The 16,681-nt window shown below is 69.8% G+C and carries 19 protein-coding genes; 11 read left to right on the top strand and 8 right to left on the bottom strand.

From position 1 onward, the window contains the following. The coding region (lrp, locus tag C475_RS02665) for an HTH-type transcriptional regulator Lrp (protein WP_006882215.1) at window positions 1–396 on the bottom strand (396 nt) is incomplete at its 3' end. A gap of 127 nt (window positions 397–523) precedes the next feature. Here lrp and glnA point away from each other — a divergent pair. The 5 genes from glnA to C475_RS02640 all read left to right on the top strand — a co-directional run bounded on the left by glnA (window position 524) and on the right by C475_RS02640 (window position 4,078). Next, on the top strand, window positions 524–1,897 hold the full coding sequence (gene glnA, locus C475_RS02660) for a type I glutamate--ammonia ligase (protein ID WP_006882214.1): 1,374 nt from the start codon (window positions 524–526) through the stop codon (window positions 1,895–1,897). 240 nt (window positions 1,898–2,137) lie between these two features. Further along, window positions 2,138–2,920: an endonuclease/exonuclease/phosphatase family protein gene (locus C475_RS02655; protein ID WP_006882213.1), complete on the top strand. Its 783-nt coding sequence runs from the start codon at window positions 2,138–2,140 to the stop codon at window positions 2,918–2,920. Window positions 2,921–3,004: 84 nt separating this feature from the next. Continuing rightward, window positions 3,005–3,418, top strand: coding sequence for an SCP2 sterol-binding domain-containing protein (locus tag C475_RS02650; protein ID WP_006882212.1), 414 nt, complete (start codon window positions 3,005–3,007; stop codon window positions 3,416–3,418). 120 nt (window positions 3,419–3,538) lie between these two features. Further along, window positions 3,539–3,781 (top strand): hypothetical protein, encoded by a 243-nt coding sequence (locus tag C475_RS02645; protein WP_006882211.1) that lies wholly within the window; start codon window positions 3,539–3,541, stop codon window positions 3,779–3,781. Between the two features lie 108 nt (window positions 3,782–3,889). After that, complete coding sequence (locus C475_RS02640) at window positions 3,890–4,078, top strand: DUF7470 family protein (RefSeq protein WP_006882210.1); 189 nt, start codon at window positions 3,890–3,892, stop codon at window positions 4,076–4,078. Between the two features lie 22 nt (window positions 4,079–4,100). On the opposite strand, the gene C475_RS02635 is transcribed toward C475_RS02640, so the two are convergent. Continuing rightward, entirely contained in the window at window positions 4,101–6,080 is a 1,980-nt protein-coding gene (locus tag C475_RS02635; protein ID WP_006882209.1) for a DUF460 domain-containing protein, read from the bottom strand. A gap of 133 nt (window positions 6,081–6,213) precedes the next feature. Then, window positions 6,214–6,513: a hypothetical protein gene (locus C475_RS02630; protein ID WP_006882208.1), complete on the bottom strand. Its 300-nt coding sequence runs from the start codon at window positions 6,511–6,513 to the stop codon at window positions 6,214–6,216. A 192-nt stretch (window positions 6,514–6,705) separates the two neighbouring features. Between C475_RS02630 and C475_RS02625 the strand changes: the two genes are divergently transcribed. Continuing rightward, the gene (locus C475_RS02625; RefSeq protein WP_006882207.1) at window positions 6,706–7,677 is read left to right on the top strand and encodes an aldo/keto reductase; all 972 of its coding nucleotides are present in this window, start codon (window positions 6,706–6,708) and stop codon (window positions 7,675–7,677) included. Window positions 7,678–7,771: 94 nt separating this feature from the next. Beyond that, window positions 7,772–8,509, top strand: coding sequence for an acetoacetate decarboxylase family protein (locus C475_RS02620; protein ID WP_082223231.1), 738 nt, complete (start codon window positions 7,772–7,774; stop codon window positions 8,507–8,509). On the opposite strand, the gene C475_RS02615 is transcribed toward C475_RS02620, so the two are convergent. Beyond that, window positions 8,438–9,904 carry an FAD-dependent oxidoreductase gene (locus tag C475_RS02615; RefSeq protein WP_006882205.1) on the bottom strand — a complete coding sequence of 489 codons (1,467 nt, stop codon included), beginning with the start codon at window positions 9,902–9,904 and terminating at the stop codon, window positions 8,438–8,440. The two genes, C475_RS02620 and C475_RS02615, sit on opposite strands and share 72 nt — an antisense overlap. A 201-nt stretch (window positions 9,905–10,105) precedes the next feature. Here C475_RS02615 and C475_RS02610 point away from each other — a divergent pair, with 201 nt between their 5' ends. From C475_RS02610 to C475_RS02600, 3 genes are all read left to right on the top strand, one after another. Next, window positions 10,106–10,987, top strand: a complete 882-nt coding sequence (locus C475_RS02610) for an SDR family NAD(P)-dependent oxidoreductase (protein ID WP_006882204.1) — start codon at window positions 10,106–10,108, stop codon at window positions 10,985–10,987. A 67-nt stretch (window positions 10,988–11,054) separates the two neighbouring features. Continuing rightward, complete coding sequence (locus C475_RS02605) at window positions 11,055–11,276, top strand: hypothetical protein (protein WP_006882203.1); 222 nt, start codon at window positions 11,055–11,057, stop codon at window positions 11,274–11,276. 83 nt (window positions 11,277–11,359) lie between these two features. Then, window positions 11,360–12,352 carry an SDR family NAD(P)-dependent oxidoreductase gene (locus C475_RS02600; RefSeq protein WP_006882202.1) on the top strand — a complete coding sequence of 331 codons (993 nt, stop codon included), beginning with the start codon at window positions 11,360–11,362 and terminating at the stop codon, window positions 12,350–12,352. 4 nt (window positions 12,353–12,356) lie between these two features. Here the strand turns inward: C475_RS02600 and C475_RS02595 are convergent, their stop codons facing one another. Then, on the bottom strand, window positions 12,357–13,184 hold the full coding sequence (locus tag C475_RS02595; RefSeq protein ID WP_006882201.1) for a class I SAM-dependent methyltransferase: 828 nt from the start codon (window positions 13,182–13,184) through the stop codon (window positions 12,357–12,359). Window positions 13,185–13,690: 506 nt separating this feature from the next. Between C475_RS02595 and C475_RS02590 the strand changes: the two genes are divergently transcribed. Beyond that, window positions 13,691–14,083 (top strand): hypothetical protein, encoded by a 393-nt coding sequence (locus C475_RS02590; protein WP_006882200.1) that lies wholly within the window; start codon window positions 13,691–13,693, stop codon window positions 14,081–14,083. Window positions 14,084–14,238: 155 nt separating this feature from the next. On the opposite strand, the gene purM is transcribed toward C475_RS02590, so the two are convergent. The 3 genes from purM to C475_RS02575 form a co-directional block, all read right to left on the bottom strand. Next, on the bottom strand, window positions 14,239–15,246 hold the full coding sequence (gene purM / locus C475_RS02585) for a phosphoribosylformylglycinamidine cyclo-ligase (protein WP_006882199.1): 1,008 nt from the start codon (window positions 15,244–15,246) through the stop codon (window positions 14,239–14,241). Between the two features lie 105 nt (window positions 15,247–15,351). Then, window positions 15,352–15,834 carry a peroxiredoxin family protein gene (locus C475_RS02580; protein WP_006882198.1) on the bottom strand — a complete coding sequence of 161 codons (483 nt, stop codon included), beginning with the start codon at window positions 15,832–15,834 and terminating at the stop codon, window positions 15,352–15,354. A gap of 104 nt (window positions 15,835–15,938) precedes the next feature. Continuing rightward, on the bottom strand, window positions 15,939–16,634 hold the full coding sequence (locus tag C475_RS02575) for a DUF502 domain-containing protein (protein WP_006882197.1): 696 nt from the start codon (window positions 16,632–16,634) through the stop codon (window positions 15,939–15,941). Window positions 16,635–16,681: the final 47 nt, after the last annotated feature.

The raw sequence follows: 16,681 nt of genomic DNA, 5'->3' as shown, positions 1-16,681 counted from the left end.
TGCCAGCCCGCTCAGAGATGTGTATAAGCGACACTCCTTGATGTGCTCGTTCATGCCGTCGGTGTCGGTGAACTTGCCGATGGCGATGATGTCGTAGTCGCCGGTCACCTCGTAGACGGAGATCATCTGGTCATGGTCGCGAAGCGAGTCGGTGACCTCCGGGAGCGCGTTGCCCTCGACTTTCAGCTGGAGGACTGCGGTCACGTCGTAGCCGAGCTTGTCGTAGTCGACTTTCGGGGTGTATCCCTCGATGATGCCGTCCTCCTCCAGATCCGAGAGGTGGTTCGACACCGTGGTCACCGACACGTCCAGGTCCTCGCCCAGGCTGCGCAGGCTCGCCCGCCCGTCGCCCAGCAGCGCATTCACCAACTTGCGGTCCAGATTTTCGTACGTCATTACGTCCACAGACGACACCGGGGCATTAGAATTTTACGAATATACAATTCCGTCTCTCGAAGGGGAAGATTTGCGCAGATGGATAGGGTTTTAATAATAGGGGCACACCGTTCTGGTGTCGATCAACATGACAAGCGAAAACGCGAAACCGGACGGGGGTCTCTCCGCCGAGGCACAGGACGTGCTCGACGAGATCGAAGAGAAGAACGTCGACTTCCTGCGCCTGCAGTTCACGGACATTCTGGGGACAGTGAAGAACGTCTCGGTCCCGGCCGACCAGGCCGAGAAGGCGTTCACAGAGGGCATCTACTTCGACGGGTCGTCGATCAACGGCTTCGTCCGCATCCAGGAATCGGACATGCGGCTGGACCCGGACCCGTCGACGTTCTCCGTCCTCCCGTGGCGCAACACGGAGGAGAGCGCGGCCGGTCGCCTCATCTGTGACGTCATCGACACCTCCAGCGGCCAGCCCTTCTCGGGCGACCCGCGCGGGGTGCTCAAGCGCGCCATCGAGCGCGCCGAGGAGATGGGCTACACCGTCAACGCCGCGCCCGAACCGGAGTTCTTCCTCTTCGAGGAGGACGAGGACGGTCGCGCGACGACGAAGACCAACGACGCCGGTGGCTACTTCGACCTCGCGCCGAAGGACCTCGCCCAGGACGTGCGCCGGGACATCATCTACGGGCTGGAGGACATGGGCTTCGACATCGAGGCCTCCCACCACGAGGTCGCCCAGGGCCAGCACGAGATCAACTTCACCTACGACGACGCGCTGTCGACGGCCGACAACGTCGCCACCTTCCGCGCCGTGGTCCGTGCCATCGCCGCCGAGCACGACCTCCACGCGACGTTCATGCCCAAGCCGATCCCGCGCATCAACGGGTCGGGCATGCACACGCACCTCTCGCTGTTCACCGAGGACGGCGAGAACGCCTTCCACGACGAGGACGACGAGTTCGACCTGAGCGAGACGGCCAAGCAGTTCACCGCCGGTATCCTCGACCACGCCCCGGCCATCGCCGCCGTCTCCAACCCGACGGTCAACTCCTACAAGCGACTCGTCCCGGGCTACGAGGCGCCCGTCTACGTCGCCTGGTCCGACCGGAACCGCTCGGCGCTCATCCGTAAGCCCGCCGCGCGCGTCCCGGCCGCCTCCCGCATCGAGGCCCGGTTCCCGGACCCCTCCTGTAACCCCTATCTCGCGTTCGCCGCGCTCATCCACGCCGGTCTCGACGGCATCGAGCGCGAACTCGACTGCGACGACCCGGTCCGCGAGAACATCTACGAGTTCGACGAGGCCAAACGCGAGGAGTACGGCATCACCACGCTGCCGACGAACCTCGGCGAGGCCCTCGACGCCCTCGAAAGCGACGAGGTCATCGCCGACGCGCTCGGCGAGCACGTCTTCGAGAACTTCGTCGAGGCGAAGACCCAGGAGTACGACGACTACCGCGTCGACGTCTCCGACTGGGAGCTCGACCGCTACCTCGAGACCTTCTAACGGTCCGACACCGCGTCGGCTCACACCGTATCGCTTCGGCCACTCGCCCGCCGCGGACCCGACGCTCGCGGCGGGTCCGGTGCCCGACTCGCGTTTCGCTTCCCGTAGCAGTGTCTCGCACCCCGGCCGACCGGCGTCGATCCTCCCGCCCGCCGACAGGTCACCGTCGCATTTATAAGCCACTACCGGCTCTGTCTCCCCAACGGACGGTCGGTCGCCGCCACAGGCGACGGAGAACGTGTGAAGATACTCTCGTGTAACGCCGGTTACCTGCTCGACTACGACGGATCGCTTCGCGACTACGCGCTGAAACCCCACCGGGCGATGCTCGGCGACGACGCCGCCGAGGAGCGCGCCACCGAGCGCCTCGTCGACGTGATCGCAGAGGAGCGCCCCGACGTGGTCTGCCTGCTCGAAGTCGACCAGGGGTCGGCGCGCACCATCACCGAAGGTCAGGTCACCCGCCTCGCGGAGATGCTGACCGACCGCGGACTGGCCTACCACGCCCGCGCCGACGCCAAGTACGGCGACGGCAACGTACTCGGTCGGCTCCCCGTGCTCTCGCATCTCTCGAACGGCCTGCTCGTCCGCGACGACATCGACGCAACCATCGAGGCCCACTACCTCGAAACCGGCCCCAAGCGGCTCGTCACCGAGGTTCGCATCGGCGACCTGTCGATCTTCGCGGTCCACCTCGCGATGAGCGGCCGCGGCCGCCGCAAGCAACTCGACGAGGTCGCCGCCATCGTCGCCGAGCGCGACCGCGTCGTCGTCGCCGGCGACTTCAACGCCTACGACGGCCTCGACGAGGTCGAGGACGCGCTCGAAGCGACCGGCCTCGTCCTCCACAACCCCGGCGAGACGGTGCCCAAGCGTCCGCTCGATTCGCTCGTCTCCGAGACCCGCACCCTCGATTTCTTCCTCGCCTCGCCCGACATCGAACCCACTCGCTGTGCCGTGATCGACGTGCAGGTTTCGGACCACCGCCCCGTCGTCATGGAGTTCGAGAACGGCGGCGTGTGAGGCGAGCGAGCGGGCCCCAGCGGCGCCCGGACGCCCCGCGGAACCCGAAAGGTCAAAGCCGCGGAGGGAACCACACCACACGTAATGACACCGACGCTGCCCGGCGAGGCCGACGAGTGGGCCGAGCGGTTACAGAAGCGACTCAACGACCGCGAGGCGTTCGCCGAGGCGGCGGCGGACTTCGACGCCACCTTCCGGTTCGCCATCCTGCCGGACGACCGCTACGACGGAGAGCCGGTCACGCTCACCGTCGTCGTCGCCGACGGCGCCTGCGTGGCCGCCCGCGGGCACGACCCCGACGCCGACTACGACTTCGGGCTGGCCGGCCCCTACGCCGTCTGGGTCGACCTCCTGACCGACGACCTCGACATCACCGAGGCCGTCATGGGGGGCTCCCTGGAGTTCGAGGGCTCGGAGATGGAACTGCTGAGCAACCGCGAGGCCGTCACGGAACTGGTTCGGGCCGCCCAGAACGTCGAGGCGGAGTTCGAGTACTGAGCGTTCCGGACCGTTTCGCCCGTCGATCGGGGACCACTCGGTGGGGCCGTGCGTTCGGACGCGCAACCGGATACGTCACTCGGCGGAGCGTATTTTCCCCAGCGGGATGTACCCGCTCGCATGGGCGAACCCGGTGGGAGGCTCGCGCGTGCAGATGCCTTCCTGTGGCACCTGAGCAACGTCGGCGTCGGTGTCGCCGTGCTAGTTACCACGCTTCTCTACGCCCCGCCGGGACGCCACTCTCTCGAGTTGGTCGCGCTCGGTATCGACCCGTTCTATCCGCTCGTTTCGCTCTCGGTCGCGTACACCTGCTGGACGGGGATCGACTTCTGGAACTGGTACTCCGGGACCGACGACCGGTAGCGCTGCCGGACCGTCGCTGCGCGCCGGGCGACGCGTGCTCGCCCGGGACTGAACAGCCCCGCCGCGGGGACTGAAACGGTTAAGGGCCGGGGGAGTGCACGCCGAGACGTGCTCGACAAACTCGGCGCCGCCGGGATCGTGGGCATCCTCGTGATCCTGGGCGGTATCGGACTCATCGCGTCGGTCGAACCGCTGATCGCCGCCGGCATCGGCCTCGTCGTCGCCGGCGTCGGCCTCATACTCTACGGCGTCGTCACGAACGTCCTCGCCTCGTTCGGCATGGGCGGCATGGTCTGAAAACGGGCGGAGATCGACCCGGTCAGTCACTCTCGCCGCGGTCGCCGGCGCGGTGTTCGCTGATGAGCCGGTCGACCATCTGGGCGTTCTGCTCGCGTTCGCGCTCCTCGGCCCGGTCCTCCCAGTCGTCGATCGCGGCCTCGACTTCGCGCTCGCGGGCGACGGCCAGCTCGTCGACCTCCTGGACGGTCACCATCTCGGCGGGGGCGACCGGGACGTCGTGTTTGAAGAGGATCTCGTCGGCGACGTCCGAGAGGCCGCCGTCGCGGAGGACGATCTGCGGATCGATGTCGACGATCTTGTCTGCAGTGGAGGCCCCCGCCCCGGAAGCGTCGCGGAACAGGATCACGTCGTCCTCGGCGAGCCCGAACCGCTCGTCGGCGTCGTCGATGGCGTCGCTGGTGAACTGCTCGACGACCTTCACCGGCGTCAGCCCTTCCTTCTTCTCGGAGATGTCCGCGAAGTTCGAGTGGTCGAGCTTCCACAGCGCCTTCAGCCGTTCGAGTTTCCCCTCCAGTTCGTCGACGCGCTCCTCGCGCTCGTCGACCTCGCCCTTCAGACGTCGGTTCTCGCGCTCCAGCCGGGTGACCTCCCGGTCCTTTCGGGCCTCGATACGGGTCTCGCTGCGCGCCTCGTCGAGCTTCCCCTCCAGGTCGTCGATCGCGGCGTCCTTCTCGTCGACCGTGGCTTCGAGGCTCTCGACGTGCGACTGCAGCTGGGCGACCTGTGATTCGAGCTGTGAGATCCGCTTCTGTTCGGGCGATTGCTCGTTGTCGGGCTGGTCGGCCTCCTCGCTCTCCTCGCCGCCGTCGTCGCGCAGGTCCTCGAGGACGGTCTCGACGCTCTCCTCGCCGGCGACGACGCGGGCGACGACGGGGCCGACCTCCTGGCCGGGCGGGACCTTGGCGGCGATGCGCTCGAACTGGTCTTTGCGGGCGTCGAAGGCGCCGAAGGCGGCGGCCATGGCGTCCCGTTCGTGGTCGTTGTCGTAGCCTTCCTCGCGGGTGCGGTGCTGTTTCACGTCGACCGGGAGGTCCCGGTCGGGCGTCCAGCCGGCGGCGTCGAACGACCGGCGCAGCTTCTCGACCGTGTTCGGCATCGGCGTCACGTCGGCGGCGACGATGACGGGCCGACCCCGTTCGACGATCCACTCGGTGACCTCGGCGCTGTCGGCCGTCCGCGTGCTCAGCACGTCCAGCACCTCGCCGTCGAGGCCGACGATAGCGACCGCCGTGGTCGTCCCGGGGTCGACGCCGACGACGACGTGGTCCCGCCGCTTGGCGAGCGGGCGGAACTCGATACCGTCCCGGCGGACGCGCTCGACCTCGACGCGCACGTCACCGGCTCGCTCGTTCGAGACGGGGATGTCGCGGGGCCGGCCCTCGACGGTGAAAACGGCGTTGGAGAAGCCGCCGTACTTCTCGGTCTCCTCGCGTTCGAAGTCCAGCCCGGCGTCCTGCAGGTCGGACTCGACCTCGCGGGTGCGTCGCTTGACCGAACCGTGGATCCGGCGGGTGTAGCGGTCCTCGGACCAGCCGCCGCCACCGCCAGTCGAGCGGCCACGGGAGACTTTGATCTCGGTCTCGTCGGTGAACGCGGAGACGACCTGCCCAACGTTGTTGGCGGCCAGTCGGGCGGCGGCCTCCGCTTCCTTCATGGGATCTTTGCCGTAGGGCACGTCGTGACGGTTGGCGACGCGTGAGAGCGGCTCCGGCCGCTCGGCGCCGGTGACCTGCACGAGCGTCGTCTCGTCCGGAAGTTCGCCGAGGAAGTGGACGAGGGCGTCCTTGTTCTCCGCGAGTTCGTACATGTTGTCGGTGGCGAGGATGGCGGGCCGTTCGTCGCGGATCAGCCGGCGGAGCTTCCGCCGGGAGACCACGTCCCGATCCACGTGCTCGCCGTCGAACGCCACCAGCGCGTAGGACACGTCCCCGCGCACGTCGCCGCTCTGGACGTCCACCCCGAAGACGACGGTGTCCAGCGCACTCGTACGGGTGCTCACACGCACGCGTATGCAGCATACGAATATAAACCCGGCGCGGGGACGGGGGTCGACGGGGCCGGAACCGACCGACCGCGCCGCACCGCTCGCGGGCGAGGGGGCGCCCGGGGCGGGTGGAGTCACCGGCGAGCGGTCAGAGGTGGTCCTTGCACGTCTCGGCGAACGTCGCCAGGGGCAGGTCGGCCGCGGAGTCGACGCTGACGAACAGCCCCGAGAACTCCCCGGCAGCGAAGTGGAAGGCCGTCAGGTCGTCGAAGCGGTGGATCGAACACTGCAGGTCGCCGGCGGCGAACAGGTCTTCGAGGTGACCCCGGCCGAGTCCCTGCAGGACGAGTTCCTCGTGGACCCGCTCGGCCTGCGAGCGGACCCGGTCCTCTGCGCCCGGGGCGACGTAGACGGGGTCGTAGCCGTCCCGGTCGTACGTGGCGACCACGCGGAGCCCCCTCCGACCAGTTCCCGGAGGGACTCGATCAGCGCATCCTCGTCATCGATTACCATACGCCACGCCTTTTCGAGTCTCGCATTGTCAAAGTAGCGGCCGTGCGGGCGGTCCGGGGAGCGCCGCGGGGTGCCACCGGCCGTCCGCGAGCGGTCGTTTTACGTCCGCTCGCGCGCTCGATCCGGTATGGAGTACACCACGCTCGGTTCCACGGGCATGGAAGTCTCGAAGGTCTGTCTCGGCTGTATGAGCTTCGGGAGCCAGGACAGTTGGATGCTCGACGAGGAGGAGGGCCGCGAACTCGTCGAGCGGGCCATCGACCTGGGCGTCAACTTCTTCGACACCGCCAACACCTACTCCGCGGGCGAATCGGAGGAGATTCTCGGCGACGTGCTCGCTCACTACGACCGCGACGAGCAGGTCGTCGCCACCAAGGTCCGCTTCTCGGGCGCCAGCGACCACCGCAACGCCGAGGGGCTCTCCCGCAAGACCATCGAGCAGGAACTCGACCACTCGCTGGACCGGCTCGGAATGGACACCGTCGACCTCTACCAGATCCACCGCTGGGACTACGACACGCCTATCGAGACGACGCTGCGCGCGCTCGACGACGCGGTCCGCCGCGGGAAGGTCCGCCACATCGGCGCCTCCTCGATGTGGGCCCACCAGTTTCAGCGAGCCCTCCAGGTCAGCGACGAGGAAGGACTCGCTCGCTTCGAGACGATGCAGGACCTCTATCACCTGACCTACCGCGAGGAGGAACGCGAGATGTACCCCGTCTGCGAGCGAGAGAACGTCGGCGTCCTCCCGTGGTCGCCGCTGGCGGCGGGCTATCTGACCCGTCCCCACGAGGAGTTCACGTCGACCGACCGCGGCGAACACGAGATCGACTACGGGACGCCCTATCACGAGGGTCCCGGCAGCGAGGAGATCAACGGACGGGTCGAGGAACTCGCCGACGACAAGGGCGTCACGATGGCCCAGATCGCTCTGGCCTGGCAGTTCCAGAACGACAACGTCGACGCCCCCATCGTCGGCACGTCGAGCATCGAGCACCTCGAAGCGGCCGTCGAAGCCCTGGACGTGTCGCTGTCGGATTCCGACGTGGAGTACCTCGAAGAGCCGTACCACCCGGTTCCCGTATACGGTCACGAGTAGTCAGCCCGGGCGAGCGGTGTCTCTCCCCCTCGACTCGATCACCGACCACAGCGCCACCGCCATCCTTTCGGCGGTCTCGCCCGGATCGGCGGGTGTGTCCGACCAGTCGCCGAACACGCGGACTCTCTCGACGGGCCACGAGGTCGTCGTGCCGCTGGAGACCGAGGCCGAAGCGACGGCAGTCGTCGTCACGGCCGACGCGGGGGCGGTCGCCGGGTGGCTCCCCGAGGGGCTCGCACCGCTCCGCCTCGCTCCGGGACGAACCGCGGTCACCTTCCTCTCGGTCGACTACCGGCGGATCGGCGACGACGCGATGGCGCCCTACGAGGAGTTCGGCGTCCTCTTCGCGGCGACGCCCGCCGACGGGCCCGTCCCGGAACTCGGCGCCCTCCGTCGCGGAGTCGCGGGGCCGGGGAGCGCGCTCGGGGGCTACGTCGCGGCGCTGCCGGTCACCACCGAACCGGCCCGCGCGCTCGGCGTCGAGATCTGGGGGTACCCGAAGTCGGTCGCAGACATCGCGGTCACCGACCGGGGTGACCGCCGGCGGACGGCCGTCGGGGACGAACGGGGGCACGTCGTCACGCTCGACGCGCCCTGGAACCCGCGGTTTCGGACGCCCGTCGAGACGGCGAGTTACACGGACGGGGCGGGGCTCGAACGCCAGCCCATCGAACTGTCGGGGGCGTTCGGCGCCCGCCCCCTGGCGGGGTCGTACGCCCTGGGGGGCCACCCGCTGGCCGAGCGCCTGCGCGGCCTCGGGTTAGGTCGGCCGCTCGGGGCGGTCGCGTTCGACGGCACCGTCGTCATCGGCGAGGGGCGGCCCCCGGTCTGAGGCGAGCGAGGCGGTCCGCGGCGGCCCCGTCCGCTCGGCGTCCCCGCCGACGGGGAGCAGGACCCGAGCGAGGACGCCCGGGCGGAGCAGGGCGGTCGGCGGCTGCTCCAGTCCGACGACTTCCTCGTAGGCCGCGGCGACGACGCTGTCCTCGTGGGCTCGTCGGAGCAGGCGGTCGAAGTAGCGCTCGAACAGCCGTTCGGCGGGCGAGGCCGCGGCGTCAGTCGCCGCGAAACCGCGGTCGGCGCCGACCGCCAGTTGCCAGGGGGTGTCCAGCACCGGTGCGACCCGGTCGAAAAAGCGGGGACCGAGGCGGTCGAGGCCGTCGTCGGCCAGCGCGTGGTGGAGCACTAGCGCGTCGAGAGCGGCGACGGACATCCCCTGGCCGTAGACGGGGTTGAAACTCGCCATCGCGTCGCCGGTGACGACCAGTCCCTCGGGGAACCGGTCGAGCCGTTCGTAGCGCCGGCGCACGCTCGCCGGGAAGGGGTAGCGGGCGACGCCGTCGCCGACCCAGGGGCGGGTGCTCAGGAGGTCTCCGACCAGGTCGACCGGCAGGTCCTCTGCGAACGCGATCACGCCGGCGCGGTCGGTCGGGCCGCCGTCGGCGCCCATCTCGGCGAGGATCACCTCCCACCGGTCGTCCTCGACGGGGATGAGCGCGGCGCCGCGGGTCCGCGGCGGGTCCGGCGGGACGCTGACCACCCGTCTGTCGCCCGGCGGGCGGTCGATCCGGACGGAGCTGTACTGGAGGTCGATCTCGACCCGGTCGGTCGGCGGGGCGTCGTAGCCGGCGTCGTCGAGCCACTCCGGCGTCCGACTGGCCCGGCCGGTAGCGTCGACGACGAGGTCGGCGGCGAGCGACTCCGTCGGCCCGTCGCCGTCGCGAACGGTGACGCCGGTCACGGCGCGGCCGGCGTCGTCGGTCCGGTAGTCGACGAACCGGCAGGGGCTCAGCAGCCGGACGGCCTCGCGCTCGCGGAGGTGGCGGCGGACGACGTGCTCGAACAGCGGCCGGGTGGCGCAGTAGGTCGGCGTCCGCTCGGTCGCGGGAGCGACGAACCCGCCGCGCTGGTACTCGAGGAAGTTGCGCGTGGTGTCGACGACGAGCCCGCCGGCCCGGACCAGATCCTCGCCGAAGCCGACGAAGAAGTCCTCCAGGACCGCCTGGCCGGCCGTGAGTAGCGCGTGGGGGTGGCTCGTCTGCGGGGCGCCGTCGCGGGCGGTCGGCGCGTCGGGCAGCGGGTCGCGCTCGACGACGACCACCTCGTCGAAGCCGTCGGCGAGCGCCCGCGCCGCGCACAGCCCCGCGACGCTCCCGCCGAGGACGACCGCGCGACCGCCCACGTCGCCGACGCGACCGGCGTCGTAGCGGTCGACGGCCGCGAGCGTCACCGCGAACCCACCCCCGTCACCTCGACGGTCGGTTCGCGACCGGACACGCGGTTCGTCACCCGATAAGAGGACAGCGATCTCACAGGATCGGCTGCGAGCGCGACCGTGAAAGGTACTTCCCCTCATTCGTGACGTAGCTATATCCTACCCGCTCGCACCTGGCCCGGAACGCTTTTTCCGCCGGCACGCGCCGGGTTCGCCGTGGCACGGAACGACGAGCCGACGCGTGTCGAGCGCCGAGCGGGTCGTCCAGTCGTCCTCGTGACGGGCGCTGGCGGGGGGATCGGGTCGGCCATCGCGCTGGCGTTCGCCGAGCGGGGCTGGCGCGTGTACGCGACCGACGTAGCGACGCCGCTCCCCGAGGCCGTCCGCGCCCGCTGCGAGACGCGCGCGCTGGACGTGACCGACGACGAGCAGTGCGAGGCCGTCGTCGACGAGGTGGTCGCCGAGGCCGGGCGATTGGACTGTCTGGTGAACAACGCCGGCTACGCCGAGGCCGGTCCCGTCGAAGACGTGCCCGTCGACGCCGCCCGCGAGGAGTTCGACGTACTCGTCCACGGGCCCCACCGACTCGCCCGTGCCGCTCTCCCGCACATGCGCGAGCGCGGTCGAGGGCGGATCGTCACCGTCTCCAGCGTCATGGGTCTGGTCGCCTCGCCGGGGCTGGGGGCCTACGCCGCCGGGAAGGCCGCCGTCGAGTCGCTCCACGACGCGCTGCGGGTCGAGCTGCGCGGGACCGGCGTCGACGTGTGCCTGGTCGAGCCGGCGTGGGTCGAGACCGACTTCGCCGCCGCCGCACGCGCCCGGATGGCCGGCCGCGAGCGGACGCCCGCCTACGCGCGGACCTACGGGGCCATCGACGACGGCTGGATCCTCGACGGCAACCCGCTGGCGGTCGGGCCCGAGCGCGTCGCCGCCGCGGTGGTGCGGGCCGCCGAGGCCGACGACCCGCGGGCGCGCTACCCCGTGGGGCGGTTCGCCCGCTTCGTCCGCTGGGCGAACTGGCTCCCCGCGCCCGTGATCGACGCGATCCAGGCCGGCTACGAGCGGGCGACGGCCACCGTCGGTCGCTGGTTTGGGTAACGGTCGGGGCGACTCGGTCAGCGACCCCCACGAAACGATTTCGGTGGTCGCGCCCCTATCAGGGGACGTGTCCACGACCGTCGCGACTCCCGATCCGGGCGAAGCGTGCGTCTACTGCGGGTCGCGGATCTTCGACCACGACCCGATCTGCGTCCGCGACTGTGACGACGACTGCGGGTCGCCGGCGTACTTCTGCAACTACGCCTGTCTCTCGGCGCATATCGACGACGGCGACCTCACGACGGGCGACGCGTGCGCGTGGTCGCCAGACGACGGGGACCGCTGCTGAACGGGTCGAGAGCCACACCGACCCGGAGGCGACCGCTGTCGGCCGGCGGCGGCGTTAACTCGGTTCGGGCCGAACAGTGAGCTATGACGGACGTACCCGGCGACTCGGTACTCGGTGAGGGGCACGTCGCGCTCGTGACGGGGTCGACGAGCGGCATCGGCGCGGAGACGGCGCGCAACCTCGCCGCGACGGGAGCGACGGTCGTCGTCCACGGCCGCGACCGGACGGCGGGCGAGCGGCTGGTCGCCGAGTTGCCCGGCGACGGCCACGCCTTCTACGCCGCCGACTACACCGACTTCGACGAGGTTCGCGGACTCGCGGACGCCGTACTCGCCGACTTCGACCGGCTGGACTGCCTGGTGAACAACGCCGGGACCTGGCAGGGCGACCGGGAACTGGTCGCCGTGCCGGGAATCGACGATGGCGTCGAGCTGACCTTCGCGATCAATCACCTCGCGACGTTCCGCCTGACGAACCGGCTCGCCGACCGCCTCGCCGCGACGGGCGAGCGTCGCGCCGAGGAAGCGGGTGAACGGGAGCGCGGCACCGACGCCGGAGTCGACCCCGCGCGCGTCGTGACGGTGTCCTCGGACTTACACCGGCGGGCGGAGCTGGACCTCGACGCCGTCCGCGGCCCGGGGCGGATGAGCGGCGTCGGAGCGTACGGCCTCTCGAAGCTCGCGAACGTCCTGTTCACCTTCGAACTCGCGCGGCGACTGCCCGAGTCGGTGACGGCGAACTGCTGTCACCCGGGCGTGTCGCCGTCGACCGGGCTCTCGCGCAACGGCTCGCTTGTGGCCGGCCTCGGCTGGAAACTGTTCGGTGCGGTCGGGCGGCTGACCGGCACGGTCGACACCGCCGCCGAGTCCGCCGAGACACAGACCTTCCTGGCGAGTTCGCCCGAGGTAGCGACCGTCACCGGCGAGTACTTCGACGACTGCGAGGCCGTCAGCCCCGCGGCGGCCGCCGCCGACCGCGACGCCCAGCGCGAACTGTGGCGGGCGAGCGTCGAGTGGCTGGGACTGGACGAGGGCGAGGTCGTCGGCGCCGGCGGCGAACCGGCACCGGAGGCGTAGCTCCTCACCCGGAGTCGGCGGGCTTCAGGAACCGCAGGCAGAGGAAGTTCGGCGGGCCGTCGACGAACGGGTCGATACGGTCGGGCTCGCGCTCGGCGAAAGCGTCGGTGACGCCCGGTTCGACGACCCGCTCGACGAGCAGGCCGGCGTCGGTCGCGGGTTCGAAGACCGCCTGTAGCGGCCGGCGGTAGAACGGAACGACGAACGCCTCCGCCTCGTCGCCCCAGTCGCGGTCGGCGCGCTCGACCGCGCCGTAGGTGGCTCCGTCGGCGAGGACGTGCTCGCGCGCGCCGTACTCGGCGTCGACGTAGTCGCGGACGGGATGGCTCGTCGAGACGACGGCGCGACCGCCCGGGCGGAGGACGCGTGCGAAGGTCTCGAAGACGGCCGGCCAGTCCTCGACGTGCTCCAGCGCGAGCTGACACAGGACCAGATCGAACGCCCCGTCGTCGAAACGGGGGAGGCCACCGGTGAGGTCCGCCTCGTGGATCGGCACCTCGGTACTCCCGTCGTCGTCGGCGCCCCCTCCCTCGTCCCCGTCGAACCGTTCGCGCGCCCGCGAGACCATCTCGGTGCTGGCGTCGACGCCGACGGCGTCGGCGCCCGAATCGACCAGCCGCGCCGTGTAGAACCCGTCCCCGCACGCGGCGTCGAGGACTCGCCGCCCGTCCAGATCCGGGAGCAGGTCCCGGACCGCGGGCCACTCGTAGTGTTCGCGGATCGCCGCGCCAGTGATGTCCCCGTACCCGTCGGCGAGGTCGTCGTACGTCTCCCGCGCCGGCGGGTCGTCGGTCGACTGTGTGCGTTCGGTCGGTGGGTCCTCGGCCCCCATCGTGTCGACGGATCGACTGGTGTCGTGATATACTTTCCCGGGGATCGCGGTCGACGATCCAACCGTTCCGCGCTTCTACAGCTCCAGTCCGCGAATCGCGATGGACTCCTCGCCTTCCTCGACGCGACCGACGATCCGCCCATCCTCGGTGGCCTCGCCGACCGCTTCGGCGTCGTCGTTCACCAGTGGCGCGTGCGTCAGCTTCGGTACCGAGGGGTGCTTGCCTCACGGTGAGGCGATCCCGGATACTAACCCGACAGTTCTATCGCACATCTAACAAATATTTAAATTAAATTTATACGCTCATGTCAGTATTTGTCTCTGTAGAGTAACGAAATGTGGTGTCTGGATGACGGCAGTGGGGGCGGCGACGGACAGGGTGCTTCGAACGACAACGGCGTTCCGGTGGGAGACAGCGGTAACTCCGGATGCTGTGGCGGTCACGGACAGTCACGGGGACGGTCCGCTGGGCCGGAAGTGTCGTTCCCAACGGGCCACACCCCCAGATGAGCGAAGCTGACTCCGGGTCCGTCGAGCAGCTCTCGCGGATCACCAACAGATACACCGCGATGTTCCTCGTTGCGACGGTCGCCACGTTCGGGCTGGCGTATCGGGAAGGCGTCCTCACAGTCGCGGGGGAGCCAGCCGGGCCGCCGGCGATAGCGGTCGGCGCGCTCGTCGGTGTCGTACTCGCCTACGTCGGCTGGCGCGACTTCGCCACGTCCGGATCTCGCCGGGGTGACGCGGTAACCGCCGTCGTGATGTCCGTGTTATCAGTCGTCGCTGTCCGCTACGTTCCCGGACGACAGCTCCTGTTCGGCGTCGCGGTCGTGTTCGCCAGCGCGACGGTGACGTGGCTCCTGTTGCTCGGTCTCGGCCCGCCCACCCGGGCGTCCTGAGACGGCGCGGGAACCGGTCGGAGCCACCGCCCGTGGCTCTCACCTGCTCGCGAGCGCGCCAGCAGCAGACCTCTCTTCCCATGGTCCGTCGGAGTCGATCACGATTCCGAGACGACAGCGCGCGCCACGGCGGAAAATCGAAGAGTTTCGACCCGTTACAGCTCCAGCCCGCGAATCGCAACGCTACCCTCGCCCTCCTCGACGCGACCGACGATTCGCCCGTCCTCGGTCGCCTCGACGACTGCCTCGGCGTCGGCCTCGGACATCGCGGCGACGAAGCCGGTGCCCATGTTGAACGTGCGGTGCATCTCTTCGTCGGTCACGTCGCCCTCCCCCTGAACGAACTTGAACACGGGCTGGGCGTCGAAGGGGTCGTCGACCTCGTAGCGAAAGTCGCCCATCCGGGTGAGGTTCGTCCACCCGCCGCCGGTGACGTGGGCGGCGGCGTGGGTGTCGACCTCGCGGAGCGCTCCCAAGAGGTCGCTGTAGATACGCGTCGGCTCCAGTAGTTCCTCGCCGATCGATCTGTCGGGATTCGGCGGGAACGGGTCGGTGTACTCGTGGTCCCGAGTCACGGCCTCGCGGGCGAGGGTGAGGCCGTTGGAGTGGATGCCGGAGGAGGGCCAGCCCACCACTACATCGCCCGCTTGGGCCTCGCCGGGGAAGATGGCGTCTTTGGGGGCGAGTCCGGCGCAGGTGCCGGCGATGTCGAGCCCCTTGATCACGTCGGGCATGACGGCGGTTTCGCCGCCGACGAGCGCGACGCCGGCGCGCTCGGCGCCTTCGTCCAGCCCCTTGCCGATGGCCTCGGCGGTGGCGTCGTCGGGCTCCTCGACGGCGAGGTAGTCGACGAAGGCGACGGGGTCGACGCCCGCCGCGACCAGATCGTTGGCGTTCATCGCGATGCAGTCGATGCCGATGGTCGAGTAGTCGTCGAGCGCCTCGGCGACCAGGAGTTTGGTTCCGACGCCGTCGGCCGCCAGCGCGAGGTAGCGGTCGCCGATGTCGAGCAGGCCGGCGAAGTCGCCCTCGAAGTCGCCGGTCGCACCTACCAGCGCCGCCGTCGCGGCCTCCTGTCCGGCGATGTCGACGCCCGCCTCGGCGTAGGTCAGTCCCTCGCTGTCCGCCTCCTCCGTGTCGTCCGCGGCGTCCCCGTCGGTCATGTGGAAACCCCCGCGGAGCGCGAGCAAAAGGCCACCGTTTCGGGTGGAGCGGCGCCCGGTCGTCGAGTGGCTCGGACGCGGGCCGTCGCGGACGCCCGCCGCGGCTCATCCTTCGAACGGCGGTTCGTAACCGTTCCGGACGAAGTAGCGCACCCAGTTACCGTAGGTGCGGTCGGCGGGGGTGTCCGAGCGGTCCTCGTACCTGACGGTCCCCGACTCGTCGATCACGTAGGTGGCGGCCTTGCCGGTCAGGCCGTGACTCGTCTCCTCCGTGCCGCTGTAGCGCTCGCAGACTTCGCCGTCGGGGTCGGCCAGCAACTGGATCGACAGGTCGTAGCGGTCGCGCATCTCCGTGACCTCGGGGAGCGGGTCGGGGACGACCGGGACGACGCTCACGTCGTCGTGGAACCACATGTCGTAGGACACCTCGCTGAACGTCTGGAGCTGCTCGGCGCAAAAGGAACACCAGACGCCGCGGTTGATCAGGACGACCGCCGGCCCCGACGCCAGTTCGTCGGCGAGGGCGACGGTGTCGCCGGCGGTACTCGGCAGTTCGAACTCGGGTGCGGATTCGCCGTCGAGACTCATATCGGAGCGAGGGCCGCGAGCGGGGTAAGTCGGCGGCCGGCAGTGTGCGGGTCGCGGGCGCCGGCCCTTCGCCGGTCGGAAGTGATGCGGCGGCGGGCGGCCGCTCAGCCGTCGTCGGTCCGCGCGCCCTCGTCGATGGCCATACCGGTGGTCATGATCGCCTGCATCCCTTCCTCGACGGAGAGGTCCACGTCGAAGACGCGGTCGTCGGGGAGGTTGACGAGGTGGCCGCCCATCACCGGATTGGGCGCCATCGGGACGAAGACGGTCTGCATCTCGCCGTGGTCGGCGGCGTCTTCGAGGACCGGCGGCGTGCTGGCAGTGAGGAAGGCCAGCGCGAAGCAGTCCTCGCGGGGGAACTCGACGATTTTCACCTCGCGGAAGCTCTCGGTGTCGCCCTCGACCATCACGTCGCTCATCCGCTCGACGCTGGTGTAGATGGAGCCGATCCCCGGCAGGTCCTCCATGAGTACGTCGAACCGGCGGGCGATCTGCGTGTCCGGGCCGTGCTGGGCGGCGAAGCCGACGGCGAGGACGAGCCCGAACACGACGGCCCCGGCCAGCAGCTGCACGACCCAGTCGCTCATCTCCCGGCCGGGACCCACCGCGGTGAGCGCGTCGGCCAGCGGCGCCAGCAGTCCGGCGACGAACCCCAGCGCCCAGATCAGCACGAGCACGGTGATCAGGAACGGAACCGTCAGCGCCAGCCCCGACAGGAGCGTCTGTCTGAGGTCCCGGCGCACCTCCTTGCTCTCCTCGGCCGCGACCTGCGCGATGTCGTTCACGTCCGGTCTGGACATGTGAACGGTTGGGCCCGAACACCGAAGTGGCTTGTTCGGGGCTGGGG

This window comes from Halosimplex carlsbadense 2-9-1 (genome assembly GCF_000337455.1).
GTDB classification, from domain to species: domain Archaea; phylum Halobacteriota; class Halobacteria; order Halobacteriales; family Haloarculaceae; genus Halosimplex; species Halosimplex carlsbadense.
This window is presented reverse-complemented; position numbering and strand designations above follow the sequence as displayed.